Here is a 22,500-nt window from a genome sequence, read left to right on the forward strand (position 1 = left end):
GCCGGTGCGGCGTGTCGTGGTGCCGAGCACGCAGGCTCACGATCGTGGCGATCGGGTCGTACGACCGGCCGGCCTCGCCGAGACGGTCGACGCCGTGCGCACGAGCGCTGGATCGGTGCTGGTCCGCGGGGCGGGCACCAAGCAGGACTGGGGTGGCCGCGTCCGCGACCCGGAGCTGGTCCTCGACACCACCGGGATGGACCAGGTGCTCACCCACAACCCCGCAGACATGACGGTGTCCGTCCAGGCCGGCATCCCGCTGCGCCGTCTGCAAGAAGGGGTCGGGGCGCACGGGCAGTGGGTCGCGCTGGACCCAGCGTCGGCCAGAGACGGGGCCACCGTCGGCGGGCTGCTCGCTGCCGGTGACAGTGGGCCGTCGCGACAGCGGTACGGCGGTCTGCGCGACCTTGTCATCGGCGTCACGCTCGTCCTCGCGGACGGCTCCGTGGGGCGCTCGGGTGGCCACGTCATCAAGAATGTCGCCGGCTATGACCTGGCCAAGCTCGTGCACGGCTCGCTCGGGTCACTGGCCGTCATCGGTGAGGTCGTGCTGCGCCTGCACCCGATCGCGCCGAGCCTGATCACCGTGCAGGCGCCGGCTGAGGCGCGCGCGGCCACGGCCGCCGTGCTCGCCCTGGCGGCGGGGCCGTGCGAGCCCTCCCGGGTGGCCTGGGCCGGGGGCAGCGCGGAGGAGGGAAGACTCATGGTCGCAGTGGAGGGCACAGCCGCCGGAGCACCGGCCGCCGCCGAACGGGTCCGCTCGACCTTGGCCGACGCGCGTCTGGACGCAGAGGCTCTGTCGCCGGAGCAGGCCGCCCGCGCCTGGTCCGCACACGACGCCGACCGCAACGGCACCGAGGGCGAGACGGTGCTCGCCGTCAACGGCCTCCCCAGCGAGCTGGCCACGGTCGCGGAGAAGGTGCACCACAATGCCGACCAGGCCGGGGTCAGCGGCGCGCTGGTGTCCTGGGCCGGGGTGGGGATGCATGTGGTCCGGTTCGGCGGTGGCGAGCCAGACCAGCACGTCCGAGCGGTGCGCGCGATGCGTCAGTATGCCGACCGCGCCGGGTGCAGCACCATGCTGCGTCGGCGCCCGAGGCAGGTTGACGACCTCCTCGAGGTGATGGGCACCCCACCACCGTCGGTGGGCATGCTGCGGGCGCTGAAGAACCAGTTCGACCCCGAGCACCGCCTGGCGCCGGGTCGCTTCGGCGGCTGGCTGGGGCGGGACGGTACGCAGCCCCACGGGTCGGGAGGCGGGTCGTGAGCGGCCTCGGCTCCGCCCCCGAAGGCGAGACCGCCGGCGGGGCGGACAGTGGTCCTGTGACGGCAGGCCTGGCTGTCACGGGGGGCGCAGCCGGCCCCTACGCGCCCTTCGACGAGCGCCGGCCTCCTTCACCTGACCTGGTGGCGGACTGCGTGCACTGCGGGTTCTGCCTGCCGACCTGCCCGACGTACGTGCTGCACGGCAACGAGACGAACTCGCCGCGCGGCCGCCTCTACCTGATGAAGATGGCGGACGCCGGTGAGGTGCCCATGGACGAGGAGTTCGTCGCCAGCTTCGACGCCTGCCTGGGCTGCATGGCCTGCGTCTCCGCCTGTCCTTCCGGGGTCAAGTACGACCAGCTGATCGCGGCGGTCCGGCCTCAGATCGAACGCAACTGGGGGCGCAGTCCTGCCGACCGGGCCTTCCGCGCGATCCTGTTCCGTCTCTTCCCTCATCCGAACCGCCTCCGGCTGGTGGCTCTGGCCGCCGCCCTCTACCAGCAGTCCGGTGTGCAGCAGCTGCTGGCCCGCACGGGGCTGATGCGCCTGCTACCTGCCCGTGTGCAGGCGCTGGAGGCGCTCCTACCGCCGGTGGGGCTGAGGAGCGTGGCTGCGCGCCAGCCGGCCTTCACCGCCGCTCTCGGTGCGCGTCGGGCTCGGGTCGGGCTGGTGTCCGGGTGCGTCCAGCGCGTCTTCTTCGGCGACGTCAACGCGGCCACCACCCGGGTGCTCGCGGCCGAGGGCTGCGAGGTGGTGGCTCCGGTGGACCAGCGGTGTTGCGGTGCCCTGTCGAGCCACGCCGGCCGCGAGGACGAGGCCATCCGGGCGGCGCGCCGGCTCATCGATGTCTTCGACGCCGCGGCCGTGGACTACGTCGTCTCGAATGTCGCGGGCTGTGGGTCGGCGATGAAGGAGTACGCCGAGCTGCTGCGCGACGACCCGGCCTACGCCGCGCGGGCGTCGGCTCTCGCGGCCAGGACCCGCGATGTCTGTGAGCTTCTGGTCGAGCTCGGTCCGCGCGCGGAGCGCCAGCCACTTCCGGCGCGCGTCGCCTACCACGACGCCTGTCATCTGCGTCATGCCCAGGGCGTGGTGACCCAGCCTCGTGCGGTGCTCAGCCGGATCCCGCTGCTGGAGGTGAGGGACATCCCGGAGGCGGAGATCTGCTGCGGCTCTGCCGGCATCTACAACCTGGTGCAGCCTGAAGAGGCCCGGGAGCTCGGCAGGCGCAAGGTCGAGCACATCACCACCACGAGGCCAGACATCGTCGTGACCGCCAACGCCGGATGCCTGCTGCAGATCCGGCGCTACCTGACTGACGGTGTGCCTGTGATGCACCCCGTGCAGCTGGTGGACGCCTCCCTTCGCGGCGTCGCGCCGTGACCCGGGGTCATCGCCGGCACAGGATTGCGCGGCGAGAAGGTCAGGGGAGAATGCGGAGGTGACCATGCCCAGGGTGCTCATCGCGCCCGACAAGTTCAAGGGCTCGCTGTCGGGAGCCGAGGTGGCCGCGGCGATCGGGCGAGGACTCAGCCGCCATGGCGCGGCGAGGACCGTCGCTCTGCCGGTCGCCGACGGTGGCGACGGCACCGTTGCCGCGGCCGTCGCGTCGGGGTACCTCGAGGTCCCGGTCGAGGCCACCGGACCCACCGGGCAGCCGGTGGCCACGCACTACGCGCGCCGGGGTGACGTGGCGGTGGTCGAGATGGCTGCGGTCTCGGGTCTGGCACAGCTGCCCGGAGGCCGGCTCGCGCCCATGACGGCCACCAGCCGGGGCACGGGCGAGATCCTGCTGGCCGCCGTCGAGGACGGGTGTCGGGAGATCGTGCTCGGCATCGGAGGCAGCGCCACGACGGATGGTGGTGCGGGGATGGTCCGCGCGCTCGGGGCAGTGTTCACCGACGCGCACGAGCAGCCGCTGACCGACGGGGGCCAGGCCCTGGCGGGCCTGCACCACCTGGACGTCTCGGCGGTACGCGAGCGCATGGACGGTGTCTGCCTCGTCGTCGCCTGCGACGTGGACAACCCGTTGACCGGCCCCCACGGTGCTGCCGCCGTGTACGGGCCGCAGAAGGGAGCGGACGATCTCCAGGTGGCCGAGCTCGACGCGGCGCTCGGCCACTACGCCGACCTGGTCGCCGCCCAGGTCGGCCGGGACGAGCGCGAGGCCCCGGGGGCCGGGGCCGCAGGCGGCGTGGGTTTCGCCGGGCTGGCGCTGCTCGGCGCCCAGCTGCGCCCCGGCGTCGACGTCGTCTTCGACCTCATCGGTTTCGAGGAGGCCCTCGAAGGAGCCGACCTCGTCGTCATCGGGGAGGGCTCACTGGACGAGCAGACCCTCAACGGCAAGGCGCCGGCGGGCGTGGCGGCCGCAGCCGCGCTGCGAGGAGTACCCGTGGTGGCGGTGTGCGGCCGGAGCACGCTGAGCGCCGGGGACCTCCGGCGGGCGGGGATCACGGCGACCTACGCCCTGAGCGACCTCGAGCCCGACGTGGAGCGCTCGATGCGCGACGCCACGGCGTTGCTGGAGCACCTCGGGGAGCAGGTGTCGGAGGATCTCTTCGCCTCTGACAATCACTAGTACAATATTGCAGTCTTACTAGATAGTCGGATACTGCGCTCGAACCCGCCGCGACAGGGCCGATCGCCTCTGTCGAACTCCCGGTCTGCGCCGGCCCAGGCATTTGGAATACTGACCCCGTGGACGCACGCCTCATCGTCGCTCTGTCGATCGTCGGAGTCGTCGTGGTCTACGCGGTCCTGTCCCAGTACTGGACCTCGCGTTCGACCCAGTGGTACGCCTCCCTGCCTCGACCCGGCTGGCAGCCTCCGGACCTCGTCTTCGCGCTCATCTGGCCGCTCAACTTCCTGTTGCTCGCGGTTTCGGGCTGGGTGATGGGCTACACCCAGCCCCGGGTCGCCTCGATCACCTTCGGGGTGACGCTGACCGGCTCGGTGGTGTTCGCGCTGTCCTGGGCTTACCTGTTCTACGTGCCGCACCGCCTGGGCCTCGCGACCGCCTCGCTGACAACGGCCGCGGTCCTGGCGTGGGGCCTGGTGTCGGTAGCGTGGGTCACGGTCGTCTGGGCCGGGGTCATGGTGCTGCCGTACGCCCTGTGGATGACGGTGGCCTCGGCGCTGTCCCTCTCCTACGCCCGGACGGTGCCGGAGGAGATGAGGCAACACCGTCGCGCCCGGGTGCGGTAACCGATCTCGTCCGGCACCGTCAGCCTGGTCGCTCACCCTGCTGCCGTCTGTCAGAGGGTGCCTCGCGCTGAAGGACGTGGGTCAGGACCGGGAAGATCAGCACCGTGGTGGCGCCGGCGGCCACCAGGATGGAAGCGGTAGCGTCCGACATGAGCTCGGTGGACACAGCGACCTGGGTCACCGCGACGATCATAGGCAGCCCGGTGGCGGCGAACATCGCCAGCTGTGCCCGCTCCCGAGGTTGCTCGAGACCCGACCCGGTGTCGGTGAAGCGCTCCGCCAGCCATACCGGGACTCCCCGCACCGCAGCGATGAGCACCACGGCCGCCAGCAGGAACTGAGGCTGCTCGACCACGGCGCCGAGGGAGATCTCCATCCCGGAGACCACGAAGAAGAACGGGACGAAGAACCCGTAGGCCAGCGTCTCGAGCTTGTCCTCGAGATGAGTGTCGTAGCGGCCCTCACCGCTCAGCAACCGCAGGACCGCGCCGGCGGCGAAGGCCCCCAGAACCACGTCCAGCTCGAACGTCTCGGCCAGGGCCATGAACCCGATCAGCAGCAGCATCACGGCGCGCAGCACCAGCTGGCCTGTTCCGTGGCTGCGTTCTTGGAGAAGCCGGGCGAGCCACCTGGCCCGCGGCAGGGTGTGACGAGGCACGATGGCCACGGCGGCGATGGTGGCGAGATATACCAGGAGCAGCAGGACCGAGGCCGCGGGCTTGCGGCTGCTCAGCAGCACGACCATGGCCAGTACCGGAAGAAGCTCCCCGCTCGCACCGTGAGCGAGCACCGCTCTGCCGAGCGGTGTGCCCAGCAGCCCACGGTCCTTGAGGATGGGCAGCAAGGTGCCCAGCGCCGTGGAGCTCAACGCGATCGCGACCGCGACGGCCGCAGTGGCGTCTCTCACGGGCAACGCGAACCAGGCCAGGGCGAAGCCCATCCCGGCACAGACCACCCAGACGACCATCGCCGAGCGCCCGGTACGTGAGAAGAGGAGCTTCGGCTCCAGCTCGTAGCCGGCCAGCAGGAACAACAGCCCCAGACCGAGCTCGCTCACCAGCTCCACGCCGTACTCCACGGTGGCCAGGGAGGACAGGCTCGGGCCCAGCACGACCCCGAGCACCAGGAGCAGGACCACCTCGGGCACCAGGCCGCGGGTGAGCCGCGAGAGCAGTGGTGCCACGAAGAGGACCAGGAGGATCCAGAACGTGGAGAGGATCTGGGTGCTCGTCACCGAGTCCTGCAGGCTGGGTTGCAGCATCTGACGATTGTGACCGACCGCAGCCGCGTCGCGAGAGCATCGCGCGAGGGAGACGTCCACGAGGCGGTGTCGCCTCCCCTGCGCGACCGGTTGCTACGAGCGACAAGGCGGACGGCGGGCTGCTACGTTCGATCGCTATGAGCTCTGACGAGTTGAACCTGCGCCCGGACGCGGGCAAGGCTCAGTATCCCGAGGATGCCGCGGCGCCGCAGCAGGTCGTCGAGGCCGAGGCATTCGTGGCCCGTCACGCCGAGGTGCTGGGTTTCGGGTTGGGCGTGGCGGACGACGGTGACCCGTGCATGATCCTGTTCGCCGAGACCTTCGACGACGACAAGGTGCCCGAGACGCTGGACGGTCTGCCGGTTCGGGTGGAGAAGCCCGGGCCGTTCGCCGAAGGTACCTGAGCAGGCGCGGGCTCAGTCGGCTACGGCTTCGATCTCGCGCATCACTCGCAGGATGTTGCCGCTGGCGATCTTGCCGAGGTCCTCGTCGCTGAACCCTCGCCGGGCCAGGGCCTGCAGGAGGTTCGGATAGCCAGACACGTCTTCCAGCCCCTCGGGTTGCACCGCCACCCCGTCGTAGTCACCGCCGAGGCCGATGTGGTCGATCCCCGCCACCTCGCGCAGGTGCTCGATGTGCTGCACGACGTCGTTCAGCGAGGCTGTCGGCGGGGGGTGCTGCTCGGCGTATCCCTGTGTGAAGGGCTCGAAGCGCTCGAGGTCGGTAGCCTCGATGCCCTCCGCCCTCGCCGCCTGCGCGGCCTGCTGTCGCCAGGCCCAACAGGTGGGGGAGACGAATGCGGGCACGAACGTCGCCATGCAGATCCCGCCCCTGTCGGCCAGGCCGCTCAGCACGTCGTCCGGGACGTTGCGCGGCGACTCGCACACGGCCCGAGCGCCGGAGTGACTGAAGATCACCGGTGCGTGTGAGACCTCCAAGGCGTCGCGCATCGTCTCCGCTGAGACGTGAGACAGGTCCACGGCCATGCCGAGTCGGTTCATCTCCCGGACCGCTCGACGACCGAAGTCTGTCAGTCCCCCATGCAGCCGCTCGCCGGTCGCGGAGTCGGCCCACGGCGTGCTCGTGTTGTGGGTCAGCGTGAGGTAACGCACCCCGAGTCGGTGCAGCGTCCGCAGCACCGGCAGTGACTCGGCGATGCTGTGACCGCCCTCGGCGCCCAGCAGCGAAGCGATGCGACCGGCGGCCATCGCGCGCTCGACCTCGTCCGCGGTGTGCGCCAGCTGGAGGTCGGCGGCATAGCGGCGCACCATCGAGTGCACGGCGTCGATCTGCTCCAGGGTCGCGGCCACGATCCGCTCCGGGGGAAGCGTCGCCGGAACGTAGACCGACCAGAACTGTGCCCCCACCCGGCCGGCCCGCAGCCGGGGCAGGTCGGTCTGGGTCTGCGGGCAACCTCGAGCCAGGTCCAGCGTGTCCCAGTCGTAGGCCGCCAGCTGGCGGGCCTGCCAGAGGAGGTCGTTGTGGCCGTCGGCGACCGGATGGGTGGACAGGACCCGGCTCACCCGGTCACCGATCCCCTCACCCATCGGGCCATCATCGCCGAGGACCGTTCGAGATCGGTAAGGCCCGGGCGCAGGGGGCGGGGCTACGCTCGCTGGGGTGGTCACTGTCCTGGTCGCCGACGACGACGAGACGGTGCGCGAGGTCGTTGCGGCGTACCTGCACCGGGCCGGTCTGCCGACGGTCCAGGCCGGCGACGGGCTGGCTGCGGTGGCGGCGGTCCGCGACGCGGAGCCGGACCTCGTGGTGCTCGACATCATGCTCCCGGGCATCGACGGCCTCGAGGCGCTGCGACGGATGCGCGCCGAGCGTCCGGGCCTGCCCGTGCTTCTGCTCACTGCCCGGAGCACCGAGCAGGAGCGGGTCGCCGGGCTCGAGGTGGGGGCGGATGACTACGTCGTCAAGCCGTTCAGCGCCCGCGAGCTGGTGCTGAGGGTGCAGGCGCTGTTGCGCCGGGTCCAGGCTGGGCACTCCGGTGGGTCGCTGACCCCGGGCAGCGCGGTGCTGCGGGATGCCGACCTGGTCGTCGACCGGGCCGCGCGGACGGTGCTGCGCGGCGAGGAGATCCTGCCCCTGACCGGACGCGAGTTCGACCTCCTGGTCTACCTCATGTCGCACCCGGGGGTGGCCCTGAGCCGCGAGACCCTGATGCAGCAGGTGTGGGGGTGGGACTTCGGCGACAACAGCACGGTCACGGTGCACATCCGCCGGCTGCGATCGAAAGTGGAGCTGGACCCCGCGATGCCACGACGGATCACGACTGTGTGGGGGTCGGGCTACCGCTGGGACCGCAGGGCGTCGTGAAACCGGAGATCGAGGCCATCGCCATCGCGGCCGGAACGGCCGGACTGGTCGGTCTGGTCGGGGCCACGGGCACGCTCGCTCTGGCTCGGCGCTCGGTGCCGGCTGCCACCGCCGTCGGCCCCGCCGTCGTGGTGGCGAGCATGGCCGCGGGGGTCTGGGTCGCCGCCCGCGAGATGTTCCTGTCCGAGCAGGACCTCGCGCTCATCTCCTACATCCTCGGCATCTGCGTGCCGATCGCCCTCGTCTGCGGCTTCCTGCTCTACCGGGCGGTCCGCCGGGTGGACATCGAGGCCGGCCGTGCGCACGCCGCGCGAGAACGCGAGCAGTCGCTCGCCGCCAGCCGCCGCGAGATGATCTCGTGGGCCAGCCACGACCTTCGCTCCCCCCTGGCGGGGATCCGGATCATGTCCGAGGCCTTGGAAGACGGGCTGGCCGCCGACCCTGCGGACTACCACCGACGGATCCGACGCGAGAGCGACCGCATGACGCGAATGGTCGATGACCTGCTCGAGATGTCTCGGCTGAACCAGGGAGACGCGCTGGGAGTGCCCAGCCGGGTGGACCTGCTGGCCCTGACCCAGGATGTGGCGCGCAGCCAGCAGGTGGTTGCCGAGCAGCACGGCGTGCAGGTCCACGTGGAACCCGGAGCTCCCGCAGTCGTCGTCGTCGACCCCGCCTTGGTCGAACGTGCCGTCGCCAACGTGGTCCACAACGCCATCCTGTACACCGCAGCCGGCGGCGCCGTCACGGTCAGCGTGGGCAGGTCCGACGCCGGTGCCGACCCGGGGAGCGAGGGGGGCGCGCGCGCCGTCCTGGCGGTCGAGGACGAATGTGGCGGGGTCTCACCCGAGGAGCTCGAGCGCATGTTCGACCCCGGCTGGCGCGGAAGTACCCACCGCACCCCTCAGAGTACGGCCGGGATCGGGCTCGGGCTGACCATCGCCCGTGCGATCGTCGAGGAGGCGGGCGGCTCTGCCCGGTGCCAGCCTCTCGAGCAGGGGTGCCGCATCACCCTGGAGCTACCCCGAGCCGCAGCAGCGGGGAGCTAGCCGTCGGCCGAGGCTGTTCCATTCTCCGCGGCGCGAGCGATGGCCTCGGCGATCGGGGTGTCGCCGTCGTTGAAGCAGATCGTCCTGCCGGACGTGCGGTCGTCGCGCAGCACGGCGGCGATGGTCGCCGCCACATCGGCGCGAGAGACCTGCCCAGCCTCCTGCGCGCTGGTATCGATGGTGCCGGTTCCTTCGTCATCCGTCAGCGCACTCGGGCCCACGATGGTCCAGGACAAGCCCGGGCTGCCACGCAGGTACTCGTCGGCCGCAGCCTTGGCCTCGGCGTAGGGGAAGAAGGAGCTGTCGCTGGGCACCCCGTGGTCGGGGCCGGCACCGAAGTAGGACAGAAGGACGAACCGGCTCGCTCCGCTGGTACGCGCCGCGTCCGCGCAGGCGATGGCCGCGTCCCGGTCCACGGCGTAGGTGCGATCAGGATCGCCGCCGCCCGCACCCGCGGCGAAGACCACGGCCTGGTGGCCCGTGAACAGCTCGGCGACCTCCTCGGCGCTCATCGCCTCTACGTCGGCCATCTCAGGGGTGGCTCCCGCCGAGCGCACCTCGCTCTCGTGGTCGGGGTTGCGGATGAGAGCAGTCACGGCGTCGCCGCGCTCGGTGAGCAGGCGGGTCAGCTGGAGGGCGATCTTGCCGTGGCCGCCCACGACGGCCACGCGAAGGTTGGTCTCAGTCATCACTGCACCCTACGTGCCCGGGTCCTGCGCCGTGCGGTCAGCGCCGTCGGGACGAAGCGAGTCCAGGAGATCGGGACCCGCCTCGATGACCTGGATGTCGTCGGCCAGCGCGACACCTGCATCGGTGAACGCGGTGACCACCGCCGTGATGACCGCGTGTTGCGCCTCGCGCGTCTCGAGCTGGCGTGCGCCGGACCAGAACCGCAGCTCCAGGGTCAGCTCGCCCTTGTCGACGGTGGTCAGCAACGCCTGGGGCCCCGGATCGTCGGAGACATCGGGGACCGCGGACATGGCCTCGATCGCGACTCGCTGGGCACGGGCCGGGTCAGCGGCCGGGGCGACGCGCACCTCGACGCTGGTGCGCACCGTCTCGTAGCCGGTCTGCACGGTCACGAGGTCGGAGTGCATCACCTGGTTGGGGATGAGCACCTGCCTGCCGTCGAACGTGCGCACGATCGTGCTGTTGAGCGTGATGCCGGTCACCGTTCCCCGGATCTCCCGCACGCCGATCTGGTCTCCGACCCGGAAGCGGCCCTTGGACAGGATCATGATCCCGGCGAACATGTTGCCCAGCACGGTCTGGAAGGCGATGCCGGCAGCGATGGAGACGACGCCCAGCCCGCCGAGGATGTCCACCGGGCGGACGCTGGGAAAGACGACGGTCAGCGCCATCACCACCCCCAGTACGATGAACACCCACTGGAACAGCTGGCTGAAGACCGCGACCGCACTGGGTCCGCGGCCCCGCCAGCTCAGGTACCACGCGACGAGGACCCGCACCGCGAACCCGGCCAGGACGAACCCGGCGAGCAGGCCGAGGCCCACGCCGAGGCCGGTCCAGGACAGGTCGGCCAGGCCGAAGCGGTTGGAGACCTCAGCAGCCTCGTTGGCGGAGGGGGAGACCATCTGGCCGATGCTAGGTCACTCGGTAGAATCAGCGGGTGGTCGGCTCGAGGAGGAAGCCGTGGACCTGACGTGGCTCGTGTGGCTCATCTGCCCTGCCGTGCCCGCGGTCTTCTTCAGCGTGCGGCGTGTTGCTCGCTGGGTCGATGGGCGCCGGCCAGCGGCGCCACGGCCGCGAGCGCACCGGATGACCTCGGGTCTGCCCATGCTCACGCGCGACCAGCCGAGCCTCGAGCGGCTCGTCGGCGACCTGGCCCGGTTGGAGCGGGACTTCCGGCGCATCGAAGCCACGAACCCGCCGCACAAGATGCAGCGCCTGCAGATGGTCAGCCTCGCCTACGACGACGTGCTGTGCGAGTGCTGCCGCACCCTCGGACTACCCGAGCCCACCACGCGCCCGCTGGCCCCGGTGGACCGGATCCAGACCCAGTGCGAGCTCGCTCGACACGGCCTCACGTGGTGATCCGCCCTGTGATACCCATGAGGGATGAGTGATCACACACACCCGAGTCATGACGACTACGACCACGAAGGGCTGGACAAGGTCCGGTCGCTGATGGAGGACATGCCGTTGTGCATGCTGACCTCGGTCGACGCCGACGGCGGGCTGGTCAGCCGCCCGATGGTCGCCCAGGAGGTCGAGTTCGACGGCGACCTCTGGTTCTTCAGCGAGGGCAGCGCCCCGAAGGTCGCCAACGTCACGGCGAACCCGCACGTCAACGTGGCCTTCACCGGTGAGTCCATGTGGCTCTCGCTGAAGGGGCAGGCCGACATCGTACGGAACGTGGCGAAGAAGAAGGCCCTGTGGAGCGGTGGCGTGGCCGCGTGGTTCACCGACGGTCCCGAGGACGACAACATCGTGCTCATCCGGGTCCACGCTGAGTCGGCCGAGTACTGGGACTCCCCCGGCAAGGCCGTCACGGCCATTTCCATGCTGAAGAACCGGGTGACCGGGAGCACCCCGGACGTGGGAGAGAACAAGCTGGTCGACCTGGACTGAGCAGGATGGTCGACCCCGGCCCTCGGCGCGCCGAGCCGCAACCCGAGGCGGTCGATGCCCTCGTGCTGGCCGGCGGGCGTGGTCGCCGCCTCGGTGGTCAGGACAAGGCCGCGATCAGGATCGAGGGGCGCAGCCTGCTCGACCATGTGCTCGCTGGTGTGGCGCGGACGCCGGCCGTGACCCGAACGGTCGTGGTCGGCGACGTCGAGCTCCCGGCCGGAACGCCGGGTGCCGTGCGACAGCTGGTGGAGGACCCACCCGGCTCGGGGCCGGTGGCGGCGATCGACGCCGGGGTGCGCTGGCTCCGCGGTGCCGACTGTGCACCCTGGACGTTGGTACTGGCGGTGGACCAGCCCGGTGCCGGTGCTGTGGTGCCCGCTTTGATCCAGGCGACACGGACCTACGACACCGTGCCGCCGACCGTGGACGCTCTCGTGCCGCGGGACGACGCCGGGCGATGGCAGTGGCTCCTCGCGGTCTACCGCACGGAGTCGCTACGGCGGGCTCTCGACGGGTTGCCTCGCGCGCAGGACGCCGCGATGCGGCGGGTGTTCGGAGCCCTGCGGGTCGGGGACGTGAGCGTCGACACCTCACTCCTCGGGGACATCGACACCCCCGAGGACCTCGCCCGATGGAGCTCACAACCTCCCGCACCCCCAGCCCCGAAACCTGACTGACAGCCGCGAACTCGCGGCTGCCAGTCAGGTTCGGGGCTGGGGGTAGCGATCAGTGGTCGTAGCCGCGCAGCTGCGACAGCATGTGTGGCAGGACCGGCAGCAGGACGTCCATCCCCTCCTGCACCCCCGCCGGACGGCCGGGCAGGTTGACCAGCAGTGTGCCTCCCCGTCCGTCCTGATGGTCGATCACCCCCACCATTCCCCGCGATACGGCGGCATAGGGCGTCTGCTTCGCGCCCTCCCGGCGCAGCATCTCGGCCATCCCCGGAATGTCCCGGGTGATCAGCGTCCGGCTGGCCTCGGGCGTGAGGTCGTGTGGCGCGATGCCCGTCCCTCCGGTGGTCACCACCAGCAGCACCCCGTCGTCCACGGCGTTCTGCACCGCACCAGCCACGGTGTCGACGCCGTCGGGCACCACGACCGGGCCGGAGACCTCGAAGCCCGCTTGGGTGAGCAGCCGCGCCAAGAGCTCACCGGAGGTGTCCTCACGGGAGCCGTCCGAGGCGCGCTGGGAGACGGTGATGGCGCGGGCGCGGCCCATGTTCTGCACGGCAACGTCGGCCTCGCTCTGGTGGTGGTGCTCGTGCTCACCGTGCCCAGCGTGGTGCGCGCCGGTGCGGCCAGTATGGGCCCCCTCAGCCACGACGCATCACGCGCTCGCGTTCGGACCGGCGCAAGCGGGCGGCCCGCTCGGCAGACGGCCACGGTGTTCGGCGACCCACGCGTAGGCCGCGCCGGCCAAAGCGTCGAGCTGGGAGCACAACAACACCCGTCCCAGCGGCCGCCAGAGCGGCAACGAGTGCCGCAGTGCCTGGCCGATGGAGCGGTGCCCGGAGTAGACCGCGCCCGAGGCGGTGACGAACTGGGCCGCTGCGTCGCAGTCCGCTTCGGTCAACCCGTAGGCATGCAGGTCCAGGCGCTGGTACGGGGCGATCGCGTAGGTGACCTTCGGGTCGAACCAGCGGCGCAGCGCCCCGGCACTGCTGGTGCAGAAACCGCAGGCGCCGTCGAAGATGAAGACGGGGCGAGGGGCGCTGGAGCGGTCCGGCACGGCTCCACTGTCTCATGTGCAGGACGTACCCCAGCGGGCACCTAGGCCGGCGTCAGGCGGTGCCGCAGCACGGCGTACGCCGCCCGTACGCCGGTGGTGAGAGTGGGCTCGAGCACCGGGGCGTATCTCGGCGAGTGGTTGGAGGGCACCGGCCCTGCACTGTCCATCACCTCGTCGGCGGTTCCGCCGAAGTGCCAGTAGACCCCCGGAGCGTCGATGGCCTGCGGAAGGTGACCGAAGTCCTCGCTGCCCATCGAAGCGGGCACATACCCCACGCGGCCCTCTCCCAGCTCTGCCGTGAGCACCTCGACCGCCTGCGCCGTCAGTGCCTCGTCGTTGGCCAGCAGCGGGAAGACGTACAGCTCCTCGATGTCGGGCTCCGGCGCGCCGGAGGCCTCCGCTTCGGCGCGGATCACGCGTCGCAGCGCGGCCAGCACACGGTCTCGCACGTCGTCGTCGAGGGTGCGTACGTTGATCGTGAACTCCGCCGTGCCCGGGATGATGTTCTCCTTCAGGCCCGCTCGGACGGTGGCGACGGTGATCACGGCCGGGCTCTGTGCGGCGACCTCCCGGGACACGATCGACTGGATGCGCACGATCATGTACGCGGTGAGCACGACAGGGTCGATCGTGGTCTCGGGTCGGGACCCGTGGCCGCCCCGCCCGTGCACAGTGACCTTCCACGCGTCGGCGCGGGACATGGCCGGGCCGGGAGCGATGTCGATGGTGCCCGCACGGGCGGGCCAGACGTGCTGGCCGTACACCACCTCGGGCCGTCGACCGTCGGGCAGGGCCTTGTCCCAGACGCCGTCCTTCACCATCGCGGCCGCCCCCGCCGCGGTCTCCTCGGCCGGCTGGAAGAGGAAGACCACGCTGCCCCTCCATCCGTCGGTGTCCAGCGCGAGGAGGGTGGCCGCACCGATGGCACAGGTGATGTGCGTGTCGTGGCCGCAGGCATGCATGACCGGCACGTCGCTGCCGTCAGGCAGGGTCCCACGGTCGGTGCTCGCGTACGGCAGGCCGGTCTCCTCCGGTAGCGGCAGGGCGTCGATGTCGGCGCGGAAGGCCACCGCCGGCCCGTCGCCGCGCGTGAGGGTCGCGACCACCCCGGTGCCAGCGCAGGTGCGCACCGTGTAACCCAGGGCCCGCATCCGCTCGCTGACCAGCGCGGCCGTGGCGTACTCGCTGCCGGAGAGCTCCGGGTGGGCGTGCAGATGGCGGTACAGGTCGTGGAGGTCCTCGCGCAGGTCGTCGGGAAGCGGGTCCGGTGTGGTCATGCCCGCATTGTGCCGTCCGATGCCCACCGGGCGGCGGACGCCCAGGGCGGTTGGGCAGGATGGCTCCATGTTGCTCGGCCAGGTCATCGAGACTTCGGCCGCCGTGGCCGCGACTCGCTCGCGCACGGCCAAGGTGACGTTGCTGGCGCAGACGCTGCTGCACGCTGCGCGGGAGCCGGACGTGAGCGCTCGCACGGTCGAGGTGGTGGCGGACTACCTGGCGGGGACGCTGCCCCAGCGCAGGCTGGGGGTGAGCTGGCGCGGTCTGCAGGAGCTGCCGCCGGCCAGCGACGAAGCGCGCCTGACGGTCGAGCACACGGACGCGGCGTTCACGGCTCTGGCGGGCCTCTCCGGCGACGGCGTCGCCGCCCGCCGCCGCCACGCGGTGCACGACCTGTTCGCCCGCGCCACCGCTCAGGAGCAGCGATGGCTCAGCGGCGTGGTCACCGGCGAGCTGCGCCAGGGGGCCAGCGACGGAGTCCTGCTGCAGGCGGTCGCCCGGGCCGCCGAGGTGGACGAGGCCTCGGTGCGGGCGGCCGTGATGCGGGCCGGTGACACCGGCGTCGTCGCTCGGGTTGCGCTGTCGGCGGTTCACCCTCAGGAGGCCAAGGCGGCGCTGAGCGCGGTGTCGCTGCAGGTGGGGCGTCCGCTGCGGCCCATGCTCGCCGGCTCCAGCCCTACCGTGCCGGAGGCGATGAGAGCCGGGCAGAGCGTGGCCGTGGAGCGCAAGCTGGACGGCATCCGCGTCCAGGCGCACCTGTGGGGCGACGGTGAGGAGCGCCAGGTACGCCTCTACACCCGGACGCTGGAGGACATCACCGACCGGGTCCCCGAGGTCACCGAGGAGCTGGCTGCTCTGCCCGTGCGCACGGCGGTGCTCGACGGAGAGCTCATCGCGCTGCGCGCGGATGGCCGCCCGGAGCCCTTTCAGGTGACCGGTGCGCGGACCGCGAGCAGCGCCGACCCCGAGCACCTGCGAGCCACGGTGCCGTTGACCACGGTGCTGTTCGACGTCATGCACCGTGACGGTGAGGACCTGCTGGAGCGGCCCGCGGGCGAGCGCTGGGAGGCACTGATCTCGATCGCTGCGCACCTGACCGTGCCGAGGCTGGTCACGGCCGATCCTGGGGCTGCTCAGGCGTTCTTCGCCGCACAGGTCGCCGGCGGTCACGAGGGCGTGGTCGTCAAGTCCGTGCAGGCCCCGTATGCGGCAGGCCGCCGCGGTGAGGGGTGGGTGAAGGTCAAGCCCCGGCACACCTTCGACCTGGTGGTCCTCGCCGTGGAGTGGGGCAGCGGCCGGCGCACCGGGCTGTTGTCGAACATCCACCTCGCGGCGCGTGACGAGCGCAGTGGGGATCTGGTCATGCTGGGCAAGACGTTCAAGGGGATGACCGACGAGGTGCTGCGCTGGCAGACCGAGCGATTCCTCGCTCTACAGACCCACCGCAGCGGGCACGTCGTGCACGTGCGCCCGGAGCAGGTGGTCGAGGTCGCGGTCGATGGCATCCAGCGCTCGCGGCGCTATCCCGGCGGGATCGCGCTGCGCTTCGCCCGCGTGGTGGGCTACCGCGACGACAAGGGTGTGCAGGAGGCCGACAGTCTGCAGCACGTGATCGCGACCTGCGGGTCCGGGCTGTAGCCACCCGAGCGCTTCGCCGGGCCCACCTACGCTGGGACTCACCCCACGGGCAAGGAGTCCACGATGACCAACCTGGCGCACCACCTCGCCGACACCGCCGCCGCCGACCCGGACCAGCCGGCGGTGGTGCTCGACGAGCACACTGTGACCTACGCCGACCTCGCGCGGTCCGCGGCGCAGATGGCCACCTGGCTGACCGAGGCCGGGGTGGGTGAGGGCGACCGGGTGGCGCTCATGCTGCCCAACCTGCCCGCGTTCCCGGTGATCTACTACGGCGCCCTGCGGTGTGGGGCGGTCGTCGTGCCGATGAACCCGCTGTTCAAGCGCCGGGAGATCGAGCACTACCTCAGCGACTCGGGGGCTCGGCTGATCTTCGCCATGCCCGGAGAGGAGGTGCAGGCGGCTGCCGAAGCCACCGGAGCGACCGTGGTACCGGTCGGCCCTAAGGGCCTCGGCGCCCTGCTGGCCGAGGTCACCGAGCAGGGGGAGATCGTCGCGCGGGAGGATGACGACAGTGCCGTCATCCTGTACACCTCCGGCACCACCGGCCGCCCCAAGGGTGCCGCCCTCACCCACCGCAACCTGGACAGCAACCAGCGCACCACGGTCGAGACGTTGCTGCACCTGGACAGCCAGGACGTGGTGATGGGCTGTCTGCCGCTGTTCCACGTCTTCGGGATGACCTGTGGGATGAACGCCGCGGTAGCAACGGGAGCGACGCTGACCCTCGTTCCGCGCTTCGACCCCGCCACGGCGTTGCAGGTGATCGAGCGCGACCGGGTCACCGTGTTCGAGGGGGTGCCCACCATGTACGGCGCCATGCTCACGGCGGCGCGTCGAGCCGAGAGCCTGCCGGACCTGTCCAGTCTCCGCACGGCGGTCAGCGGTGGCTCCTCGATGCCGGTGGAGGTGCTGCGGACCTTCGAGGAGACGTTCTCGTGCGTGATCTTGGAGGGCTACGGCCTGTCCGAGACCAGCCCGGTCGCCTCGTTCAACCACCCGGACGCCGAGCGCAAGGCCGGCTCGATCGGCACGCCCATCCGCGGTGTGGAGATGATGCTCGTCTCCTCGGACGGAACCCCGACGGCGGAGGGAGAGATCGGTGAGATCGCCATCCGCGGGGAGAACATCATGGCGGGCTACTGGAACAACTCCCAGGCCACCGGCGAGGCGATCGTGGACGGGTGGTTCCGCTCCGGTGACCTGGCCACCCGCGACGAAGAGGGCTACTACACGATCGTGGACCGCAAGAAGGACATGATCATCCGTGGCGGGCTGAACATCTACCCGCGCGAGGTCGAGGAGGTGTTGTACGAGCACGAAGCCGTGGCCGAGGCGGCCGTGGTCGGCGTGCCGCATCGGCAGTACGGGGAGGAGGTGGCTGCCTACGTCGTCCTGCACGAGGGCGCCACCGCCACCGAGGACGAGCTGCGCCAGCATGTCAAGGCGCAGGTGGCGGCCTACAAGTACCCCCGCGAGGTGCACCTGGTGGCCGAGCTGCCCAAGGGCGCGACGGGCAAGATCCTCAAGCGCGAGCTCGGCCCCTCCTGACCCGCACCCCCAGCCACTTCTCTCTACTTCCAGCGTCGAACTTCGCGCTGGAGGTGAGTTTCGAGGCTGGGGGTCACCAGAGGTGTGTGTCGAGGCTCAGGTGGAGCAGATCGACGGGGTCGAGCAGAACGTCACAAACACATCATTCGTCACATCAGCCACACCTTGGGCCGCTCATGATCGGCAAATGATCTGGGCAAGGTAAAGGTTTTCCCTTCAACTAGGCCGCCTCGTGATTTCCCCTTTAGAGTCACCTCCTGTCCCAGCATTACCAAGGAGTTCAGTGTGACCGTAGGGGGTCACGGCATTCGCCGTGCATGTGGTCTGGCCCTAGCTTTGTCTCTGGTCGTCGCGCCATCTGCGCATGCCCAGAACGACGGAGAGCAACCGCCCGACGATCGCGGGTCCACGGGCTCGGCCGGCTCTGGCTCGGCGGGCTCCGCCGGCGAGAGCGGGCAGCCACAGGGCCCCTCGGGCGGTGGCACCACGGGGGACTCGGACAGCAGCGACGCGACGTCCGGCTCCAGCAAGCCGCCGAGGAGTGGCTACGGCGGGCGAGCCACGGGCCCATCGCCGTTACCCCTGCTGCCCGATGACCCCGCATACCCGGTGCCGGCGCCGCCGAAGTCCACTACTCTGCCGGACGAGGTCGACGCGGAGACGCCCTACCAGCGCAACGCCGTGTGCGACCCGGTGGACAAGCCCGGCCTCGAGGCCTTCGCCAACCTGATCGGTGAGCACTACAACCGTCCGGCCTACTCGACCTCCCGGGCGTGCATCGACCAGAAGTCCGACCACTACGACGGACGGGCTATCGACTGGACCCTGGACGCGGGCAACCCCGCGGACCGGCGCATCGGCGACGCGGTCGTGACCTGGCTGACCGACAACGACGGCGAGATGGCCCGGCGGTTCGGGATCCAGTCGATCATCTGGAACGCCCACTCCTGGCGACCCGGTGGTGGTGGATGGCAGGGGTATGTCGGTCAGTCCGCCCACACCGACCACGTGCACTTCTCCTTCACCTGGGACGGTGCCATGATGCGCACGTCCTGGTGGACCGGCGTGGCCGTGGAGGAGATCGACCACGGTCCCTGCTCGGTGGTCGCGGGGCAGTACGCCGCGGTACCCGTGGCGCCCAACCGTGAGCCTTGCCCCGCCACGGTGGTCTCGGCTCCGCAGACGGACTACGCCTCGGTGCGACCCGAGGAGTCCGGTCGGGGTGTCGGGCTGGTCCAACCGCTGCTGGAGGTGCCCCAGACCGGAACCCTCGACCATTCGACTCGCGAGGCGCTGATGCGGTGGCAGACCCAGGCAGGCATCCCGCAGACGGGAGTGCTCGACCAGCTGACCTACGCCGCCGCCCAGGGCCGGGAGCTGCCAGAGATCCCGCAGGCCGCCTTGGCGGTGCCGCGGGAGGACCACATGAGGACCGCCTACTCGCGGCACCACCGCGCGGTCCTGGCCGCCGGGAGCAGTGGGCCCGCCGTCGAAGTGCTTCAGCGGGGGCTCGGCATCGAGCCGGATGGGCAGTTCGGCCCTCAGACAGAGCAAGCGCTGAAGGATTTCACCACGGACCACCCGCTGCTCACCGAGAACACGGAGACCACGGCGCTGCTCTGGCACGTGCTGGAGCTCCGGGACCATCCGACGCTGGCCTACCGGCACCTCACGCTACGTACAGGCGACTCCGGTGCGCCGGTGGCGATGGTCCAGGAGCTGGTCGGCGCCGAGCCCGACGGGGAGTTCGGCAGCCAGACCGAGCAAGCGGTGCGACAGGCCCAGAGCGAGGCCGGGCTCGAGCCGACCGGCGTCGTCAACGGTCCGACGTGGGCGGCACTCGACCCGGGCCGCGAGAAGGTGGCCGCCATCCAGGACCTGCGCGGCGGCCGGATCGCCCCCTCGTCCGTGCGCGACTGACCCGCTCGTACGCGGCCCCCGTCTCGCGCGCTCTGAGCCACCCCTAGGCTGTCCGCCATGGCCCGCCCGCATTTCTCCGCCACCGTGGAGAACGCCTTCTACGCCCATGTCGAGGACGTGTTGCGAGCCCGGGGCTGGCAGGAGCGCCTGATCGGCTACACCGGCTACGGGACCAGCGGTCAGGCACGGGTCCTGGCCCGGGTGCTGCTGAGCCAGGAGCGCAGGGAGCCCGAGGACGCCGAGGCGAGCCCGGCCGCTGCCGCGATGTCGCGGCAGGAGCTGGAGGAGGCCGACCTGACCCGCCGGGGGTGGCGCGCCTTCGTGACGGCGCCGGCAATGAACACGCCGGTGCGGATCCAGGTCGGCGACGCCTCGGTCGTCGCCCGGACCGACCGCGGTGGGTACATCGACACGATGGTGCCCGGGCACGGGCTCGACCCCGGCTGGCACCACGCGGAGTTGAGCACCATCAACGGAGACCGCGTCCACGTCAGCTGTCACATCGTCGACCCCGAGGCCAGGCTCGGCGTGATCAGCGACATCGACGACACGGTGATGATCACCCACCTGCCGCGACCGCTGATCGCCGCCTGGAACACCTTCGTTCGCTCTGAGCAGCGCCGGGAGGAGGTGCCGGGGATGGCGAGCTTCTACCGCTCGCTGCTGGCCCAGGCGCCCGGCACCCCGATCTTCTACGTCTCCACGGGCGCCTGGAACACGGCACCGACCCTGACCAGGTTCCTGCGGCGTCACGACTTCCCCATGGGTCCGCTGCTGCTCACCGACTGGGGTCCGACGAACACGGGATGGTTCCGTAGCGGGCAGATGCACAAGAGCAGCCAGCTGCATCGGCTGGCCAGGGAGTTTCCGCAATGCCGGTGGATCATGGTCGGTGACGACGGCCAGCACGACCCGACACTGTACGGCGACTTCGCCCAAGCGCTCCCGGAGGCCGTCGAGGTCATCGCCATCCGCAAGCTCACGCCGGCTCAGCAGATCCTCTCGCACGGCCTGCCGGTGGCCACCGACGAGCTCGTCCCGAGCCGGTCCCCCACCCCGGTGCCGATGTTGCGGGCGGCGGACGGCTTCACGCTGCATACTCTGGTGCAGAGTGCACGCCAGCGGCTGGGACGCCTCAAGCCGTCTGCGTGGGTGCCTTCGTCCGGACACTGAGGAGGCCGCGATGCCGGAGCTGCCCGAGGTGCAGGCGTTGGTGGGCTTCCTGGCTCAACGGGCGGTGGAGCGTGTGGTCACCGACGTCGAGCTCGGCTCCGTCGCGGTGCTCAAGACCTTCGACCCACCGCCCGACGCGCTCGTGGGCCGACCCCTGGACGGGGTGCGGCGCCACGGAAAGTTCATCGACCTGGACGTCGACGGCACTCATCTGGTCTTCCACCTCGCCCGAGCCGGCTGGCTGCGCTGGTCGGAGGCGCTGTCGACGACGCGCATCCGGCCTGGACGCTCGCCGATCGCCCTGCGGGTGCGGCTCGACGACGGCTCCGGATTCGACCTGACCGAAGCCGGAACGCGCAAGGGGCTTGCCGCCTATCTGGTCGCCGAGCCGACGGAGGTTCCCGGGATCGCGTCGCTCGGCCCGGACCCACTGGCGCCGGGCTTCTCCCGCCAGGTGTTCGCGCAGCTGCTCGAGGGTCGGCGGACGCAGATCAAGGGCCTGCTTCGGGACCAGAAGGTCCTGGCCGGTGTGGGCAACGCCTACTCCGACGAGATCCTGCACGCGGCGAGGCTGTCGCCGTTCGCGCTGGCGACTGCCCTGAGCCCCCAGCAGGTCGACGAGCTGTACCAGGCGATGCAGCAGACCCTGGCCGAGGCGATCGATGTCGCCAGTGGCAAACCGGCGGCTGAGCTCAAGGACGCCAAGCGCTCGGGGATGCGGGTGCACGGGCGCACCGGCGAGCCGTGCCCGGTGTGCGCTGACCGTGTCCGGGAGGTGCGGTTCGCCGACTCGACGTTGCAGTACTGCGCCCGCTGTCAGACCAAGGGCAAGCCGCTGGCGGACCGGGGGATGTCTCGTTTGCTGAAATGAGGACCCCGGTTGCGCGAGGCCGCTCAACTGCCAGGATGGGCAGATGAGTGACGAAGAGAACAACACCCACGACTCCGACCGCAGCGACGACCACGACTCGCACGAGAGTTCAGAGCATGACTCCGGCGAGCGGGCCGAGCACCACGATGAGTCTGACGGCGGGCGGACCGAGCACCACGACAGTGAGCGCTCCGAGCACCACGATGAGTCTGACGGCGAGCGCTCCGAGCACCACGACGACTCCGACGACCACGACTCCGGTGATGAGGTGCCCACCGTCTCGGTCTCCGACCTCGACGACGACGCTCGCATGATCGACGTCCGGGAGCGCCACGAGTGGGAAGCCGGTCACGCACCCGGAGCACGTCTGTCGCCGCTGAAGGACCTCGGGACCAGCCTCGGCAACATTGACATCAACGAGAACATCCCGGTCATCTGCGCGAGCGGCGGACGTTCCAGCCAGGCGGTGGAGTTCCTGCGCAAGGAAGGGTATGACGCGGTGAGCGTGGAGGGCGGAATGAAGGCCTGGGCCGAGGCGGACAAGCCGATGGTCTCCGAGACCGACGAGGAGCCCCGCGTCGTCTGACCCTTCCCCGCGCCACCCCCAGCCACTCCCCGGCACCTCCAGCGCAGAGTTCGCGGCT

General features: G+C 70.8%; 23 protein-coding genes. 16 read left to right on the top strand and 7 right to left on the bottom strand.

Going from position 1 to position 22,500, the window contains the following annotated elements; genetic code table 11:
• Positions 1-19 precede the first annotated feature (19 nt).
• The 4 genes from VJ976_RS03395 (at position 20) to VJ976_RS03410 (ending at position 4,470) form a co-directional block, all read left to right on the top strand.
• Complete coding sequence (locus VJ976_RS03395) at positions 20-1,267, top strand: FAD-binding oxidoreductase (RefSeq protein ID WP_324098771.1); 1,248 nt, start codon at positions 20-22, stop codon at positions 1,265-1,267.
• Positions 1,268-1,323: 56 nt separating this feature from the next.
• Positions 1,324-2,649 carry a (Fe-S)-binding protein gene (locus VJ976_RS03400; protein ID WP_324098701.1) on the top strand — a complete coding sequence of 442 codons (1,326 nt, stop codon included), beginning with the start codon at positions 1,324-1,326 and terminating at the stop codon, positions 2,647-2,649.
• Positions 2,650-2,713: 64 nt separating this feature from the next.
• Positions 2,714-3,844, top strand: coding sequence for a glycerate kinase (locus VJ976_RS03405; RefSeq protein ID WP_324098772.1), 1,131 nt, complete (start codon positions 2,714-2,716; stop codon positions 3,842-3,844).
• Positions 3,845-3,963: 119 nt separating this feature from the next.
• On the top strand, positions 3,964-4,470 hold the full coding sequence (locus VJ976_RS03410; RefSeq protein WP_324098702.1) for a TspO/MBR family protein: 507 nt from the start codon (positions 3,964-3,966) through the stop codon (positions 4,468-4,470).
• Between the two features lie 19 nt (positions 4,471-4,489).
• Here the strand turns inward: VJ976_RS03410 and VJ976_RS03415 are convergent, their stop codons facing one another.
• On the bottom strand, positions 4,490-5,731 hold the full coding sequence (locus VJ976_RS03415) for a cation:proton antiporter (protein WP_324098703.1): 1,242 nt from the start codon (positions 5,729-5,731) through the stop codon (positions 4,490-4,492).
• Positions 5,732-5,868: 137 nt separating this feature from the next.
• Here VJ976_RS03415 and VJ976_RS03420 point away from each other — a divergent pair, with 137 nt between their 5' ends.
• Entirely contained in the window at positions 5,869-6,135 is a 267-nt protein-coding gene (locus tag VJ976_RS03420; protein ID WP_324098704.1) for a hypothetical protein, read from the top strand.
• Positions 6,136-6,147: 12 nt separating this feature from the next.
• Here VJ976_RS03420 and VJ976_RS03425 read toward each other — a convergent pair whose 3' ends face one another.
• On the bottom strand, positions 6,148-7,278 hold the full coding sequence (locus tag VJ976_RS03425) for a dipeptidase (protein WP_324098705.1): 1,131 nt from the start codon (positions 7,276-7,278) through the stop codon (positions 6,148-6,150).
• A gap of 73 nt (positions 7,279-7,351) precedes the next feature.
• Here VJ976_RS03425 and VJ976_RS03430 point away from each other — a divergent pair, with 73 nt between their 5' ends.
• A complete protein-coding gene (locus VJ976_RS03430) occupies positions 7,352-8,056 on the top strand; it encodes a response regulator transcription factor (RefSeq protein ID WP_324098706.1) in 705 nt (234 codons plus the stop codon).
• A complete protein-coding gene (locus VJ976_RS03435; RefSeq protein ID WP_324098707.1) occupies positions 8,053-9,105 on the top strand; it encodes a HAMP domain-containing sensor histidine kinase in 1,053 nt (350 codons plus the stop codon). The genes VJ976_RS03430 and VJ976_RS03435 overlap by 4 nt, the downstream gene beginning before the upstream one ends.
• On the opposite strand, the gene VJ976_RS03440 is transcribed toward VJ976_RS03435, so the two are convergent.
• Positions 9,102-9,794 (bottom strand): SDR family oxidoreductase, encoded by a 693-nt coding sequence (locus tag VJ976_RS03440; protein WP_324098708.1) that lies wholly within the window; start codon positions 9,792-9,794, stop codon positions 9,102-9,104. The genes VJ976_RS03435 and VJ976_RS03440 overlap by 4 nt on opposite strands.
• A gap of 9 nt (positions 9,795-9,803) precedes the next feature.
• Positions 9,804-10,700 (bottom strand): mechanosensitive ion channel family protein, encoded by an 897-nt coding sequence (locus VJ976_RS03445; RefSeq protein ID WP_324098709.1) that lies wholly within the window; start codon positions 10,698-10,700, stop codon positions 9,804-9,806.
• A 58-nt stretch (positions 10,701-10,758) separates the two neighbouring features.
• Between VJ976_RS03445 and VJ976_RS03450 the strand changes: the two genes are divergently transcribed.
• Genes VJ976_RS03450 through mobA form a run of 3 tightly spaced genes read left to right on the top strand, consistent with a single transcriptional unit; the run spans position 10,759 to position 12,374 of the window.
• A complete protein-coding gene (locus VJ976_RS03450; protein ID WP_324098710.1) occupies positions 10,759-11,160 on the top strand; it encodes a hypothetical protein in 402 nt (133 codons plus the stop codon).
• Positions 11,161-11,184: 24 nt separating this feature from the next.
• A complete protein-coding gene (locus tag VJ976_RS03455) occupies positions 11,185-11,697 on the top strand; it encodes a pyridoxamine 5'-phosphate oxidase family protein (protein WP_324098711.1) in 513 nt (170 codons plus the stop codon).
• Positions 11,698-11,702: 5 nt separating this feature from the next.
• On the top strand, positions 11,703-12,374 hold the full coding sequence (mobA, locus tag VJ976_RS03460) for a molybdenum cofactor guanylyltransferase (protein ID WP_324098712.1): 672 nt from the start codon (positions 11,703-11,705) through the stop codon (positions 12,372-12,374).
• Between the two features lie 49 nt (positions 12,375-12,423).
• On the opposite strand, the gene VJ976_RS03465 is transcribed toward mobA, so the two are convergent.
• The 3 genes from VJ976_RS03465 to VJ976_RS03475 are packed head-to-tail and all read right to left on the bottom strand — an operon-like array spanning position 12,424 to position 14,702.
• The gene (locus tag VJ976_RS03465; protein WP_324098713.1) at positions 12,424-13,017 is read right to left on the bottom strand and encodes a MogA/MoaB family molybdenum cofactor biosynthesis protein; all 594 of its coding nucleotides are present in this window, start codon (positions 13,015-13,017) and stop codon (positions 12,424-12,426) included.
• A 6-nt stretch (positions 13,018-13,023) separates the two neighbouring features.
• Positions 13,024-13,425, bottom strand: a complete 402-nt coding sequence (locus VJ976_RS03470) for a thiol-disulfide oxidoreductase DCC family protein (protein ID WP_324098714.1) — start codon at positions 13,423-13,425, stop codon at positions 13,024-13,026.
• 41 nt (positions 13,426-13,466) lie between these two features.
• Positions 13,467-14,702 carry an amidohydrolase gene (locus VJ976_RS03475; protein WP_324098715.1) on the bottom strand — a complete coding sequence of 412 codons (1,236 nt, stop codon included), beginning with the start codon at positions 14,700-14,702 and terminating at the stop codon, positions 13,467-13,469.
• 67 nt (positions 14,703-14,769) lie between these two features.
• Here VJ976_RS03475 and VJ976_RS03480 point away from each other — a divergent pair, with 67 nt between their 5' ends.
• The 6 genes from VJ976_RS03480 (at position 14,770) to VJ976_RS03505 (ending at position 22,442) form a co-directional block, all read left to right on the top strand.
• On the top strand, positions 14,770-16,341 hold the full coding sequence (locus tag VJ976_RS03480; protein WP_324098716.1) for an ATP-dependent DNA ligase: 1,572 nt from the start codon (positions 14,770-14,772) through the stop codon (positions 16,339-16,341).
• Between the two features lie 63 nt (positions 16,342-16,404).
• Positions 16,405-17,892, top strand: coding sequence for a long-chain fatty acid--CoA ligase (locus VJ976_RS03485; protein ID WP_324098717.1), 1,488 nt, complete (start codon positions 16,405-16,407; stop codon positions 17,890-17,892).
• Positions 17,893-18,501: 609 nt separating this feature from the next.
• Positions 18,502-19,812, top strand: coding sequence for a peptidoglycan-binding domain-containing protein (locus VJ976_RS03490; RefSeq protein ID WP_324098718.1), 1,311 nt, complete (start codon positions 18,502-18,504; stop codon positions 19,810-19,812).
• Positions 19,813-19,869: 57 nt separating this feature from the next.
• Positions 19,870-20,985, top strand: a complete 1,116-nt coding sequence (locus VJ976_RS03495) for an App1 family protein (protein WP_324098719.1) — start codon at positions 19,870-19,872, stop codon at positions 20,983-20,985.
• Between the two features lie 10 nt (positions 20,986-20,995).
• The gene (locus VJ976_RS03500; protein WP_324098720.1) at positions 20,996-21,856 is read left to right on the top strand and encodes an Fpg/Nei family DNA glycosylase; all 861 of its coding nucleotides are present in this window, start codon (positions 20,996-20,998) and stop codon (positions 21,854-21,856) included.
• 43 nt (positions 21,857-21,899) lie between these two features.
• Positions 21,900-22,442 carry a rhodanese-like domain-containing protein gene (locus VJ976_RS03505; RefSeq protein WP_324098721.1) on the top strand — a complete coding sequence of 181 codons (543 nt, stop codon included), beginning with the start codon at positions 21,900-21,902 and terminating at the stop codon, positions 22,440-22,442.
• Positions 22,443-22,500: the final 58 nt, after the last annotated feature.

It is taken from the genome of Ornithinimicrobium sp. (assembly GCF_035267225.1).
GTDB lineage: Bacteria > Actinomycetota > Actinomycetes > Actinomycetales > Dermatophilaceae > Ornithinicoccus.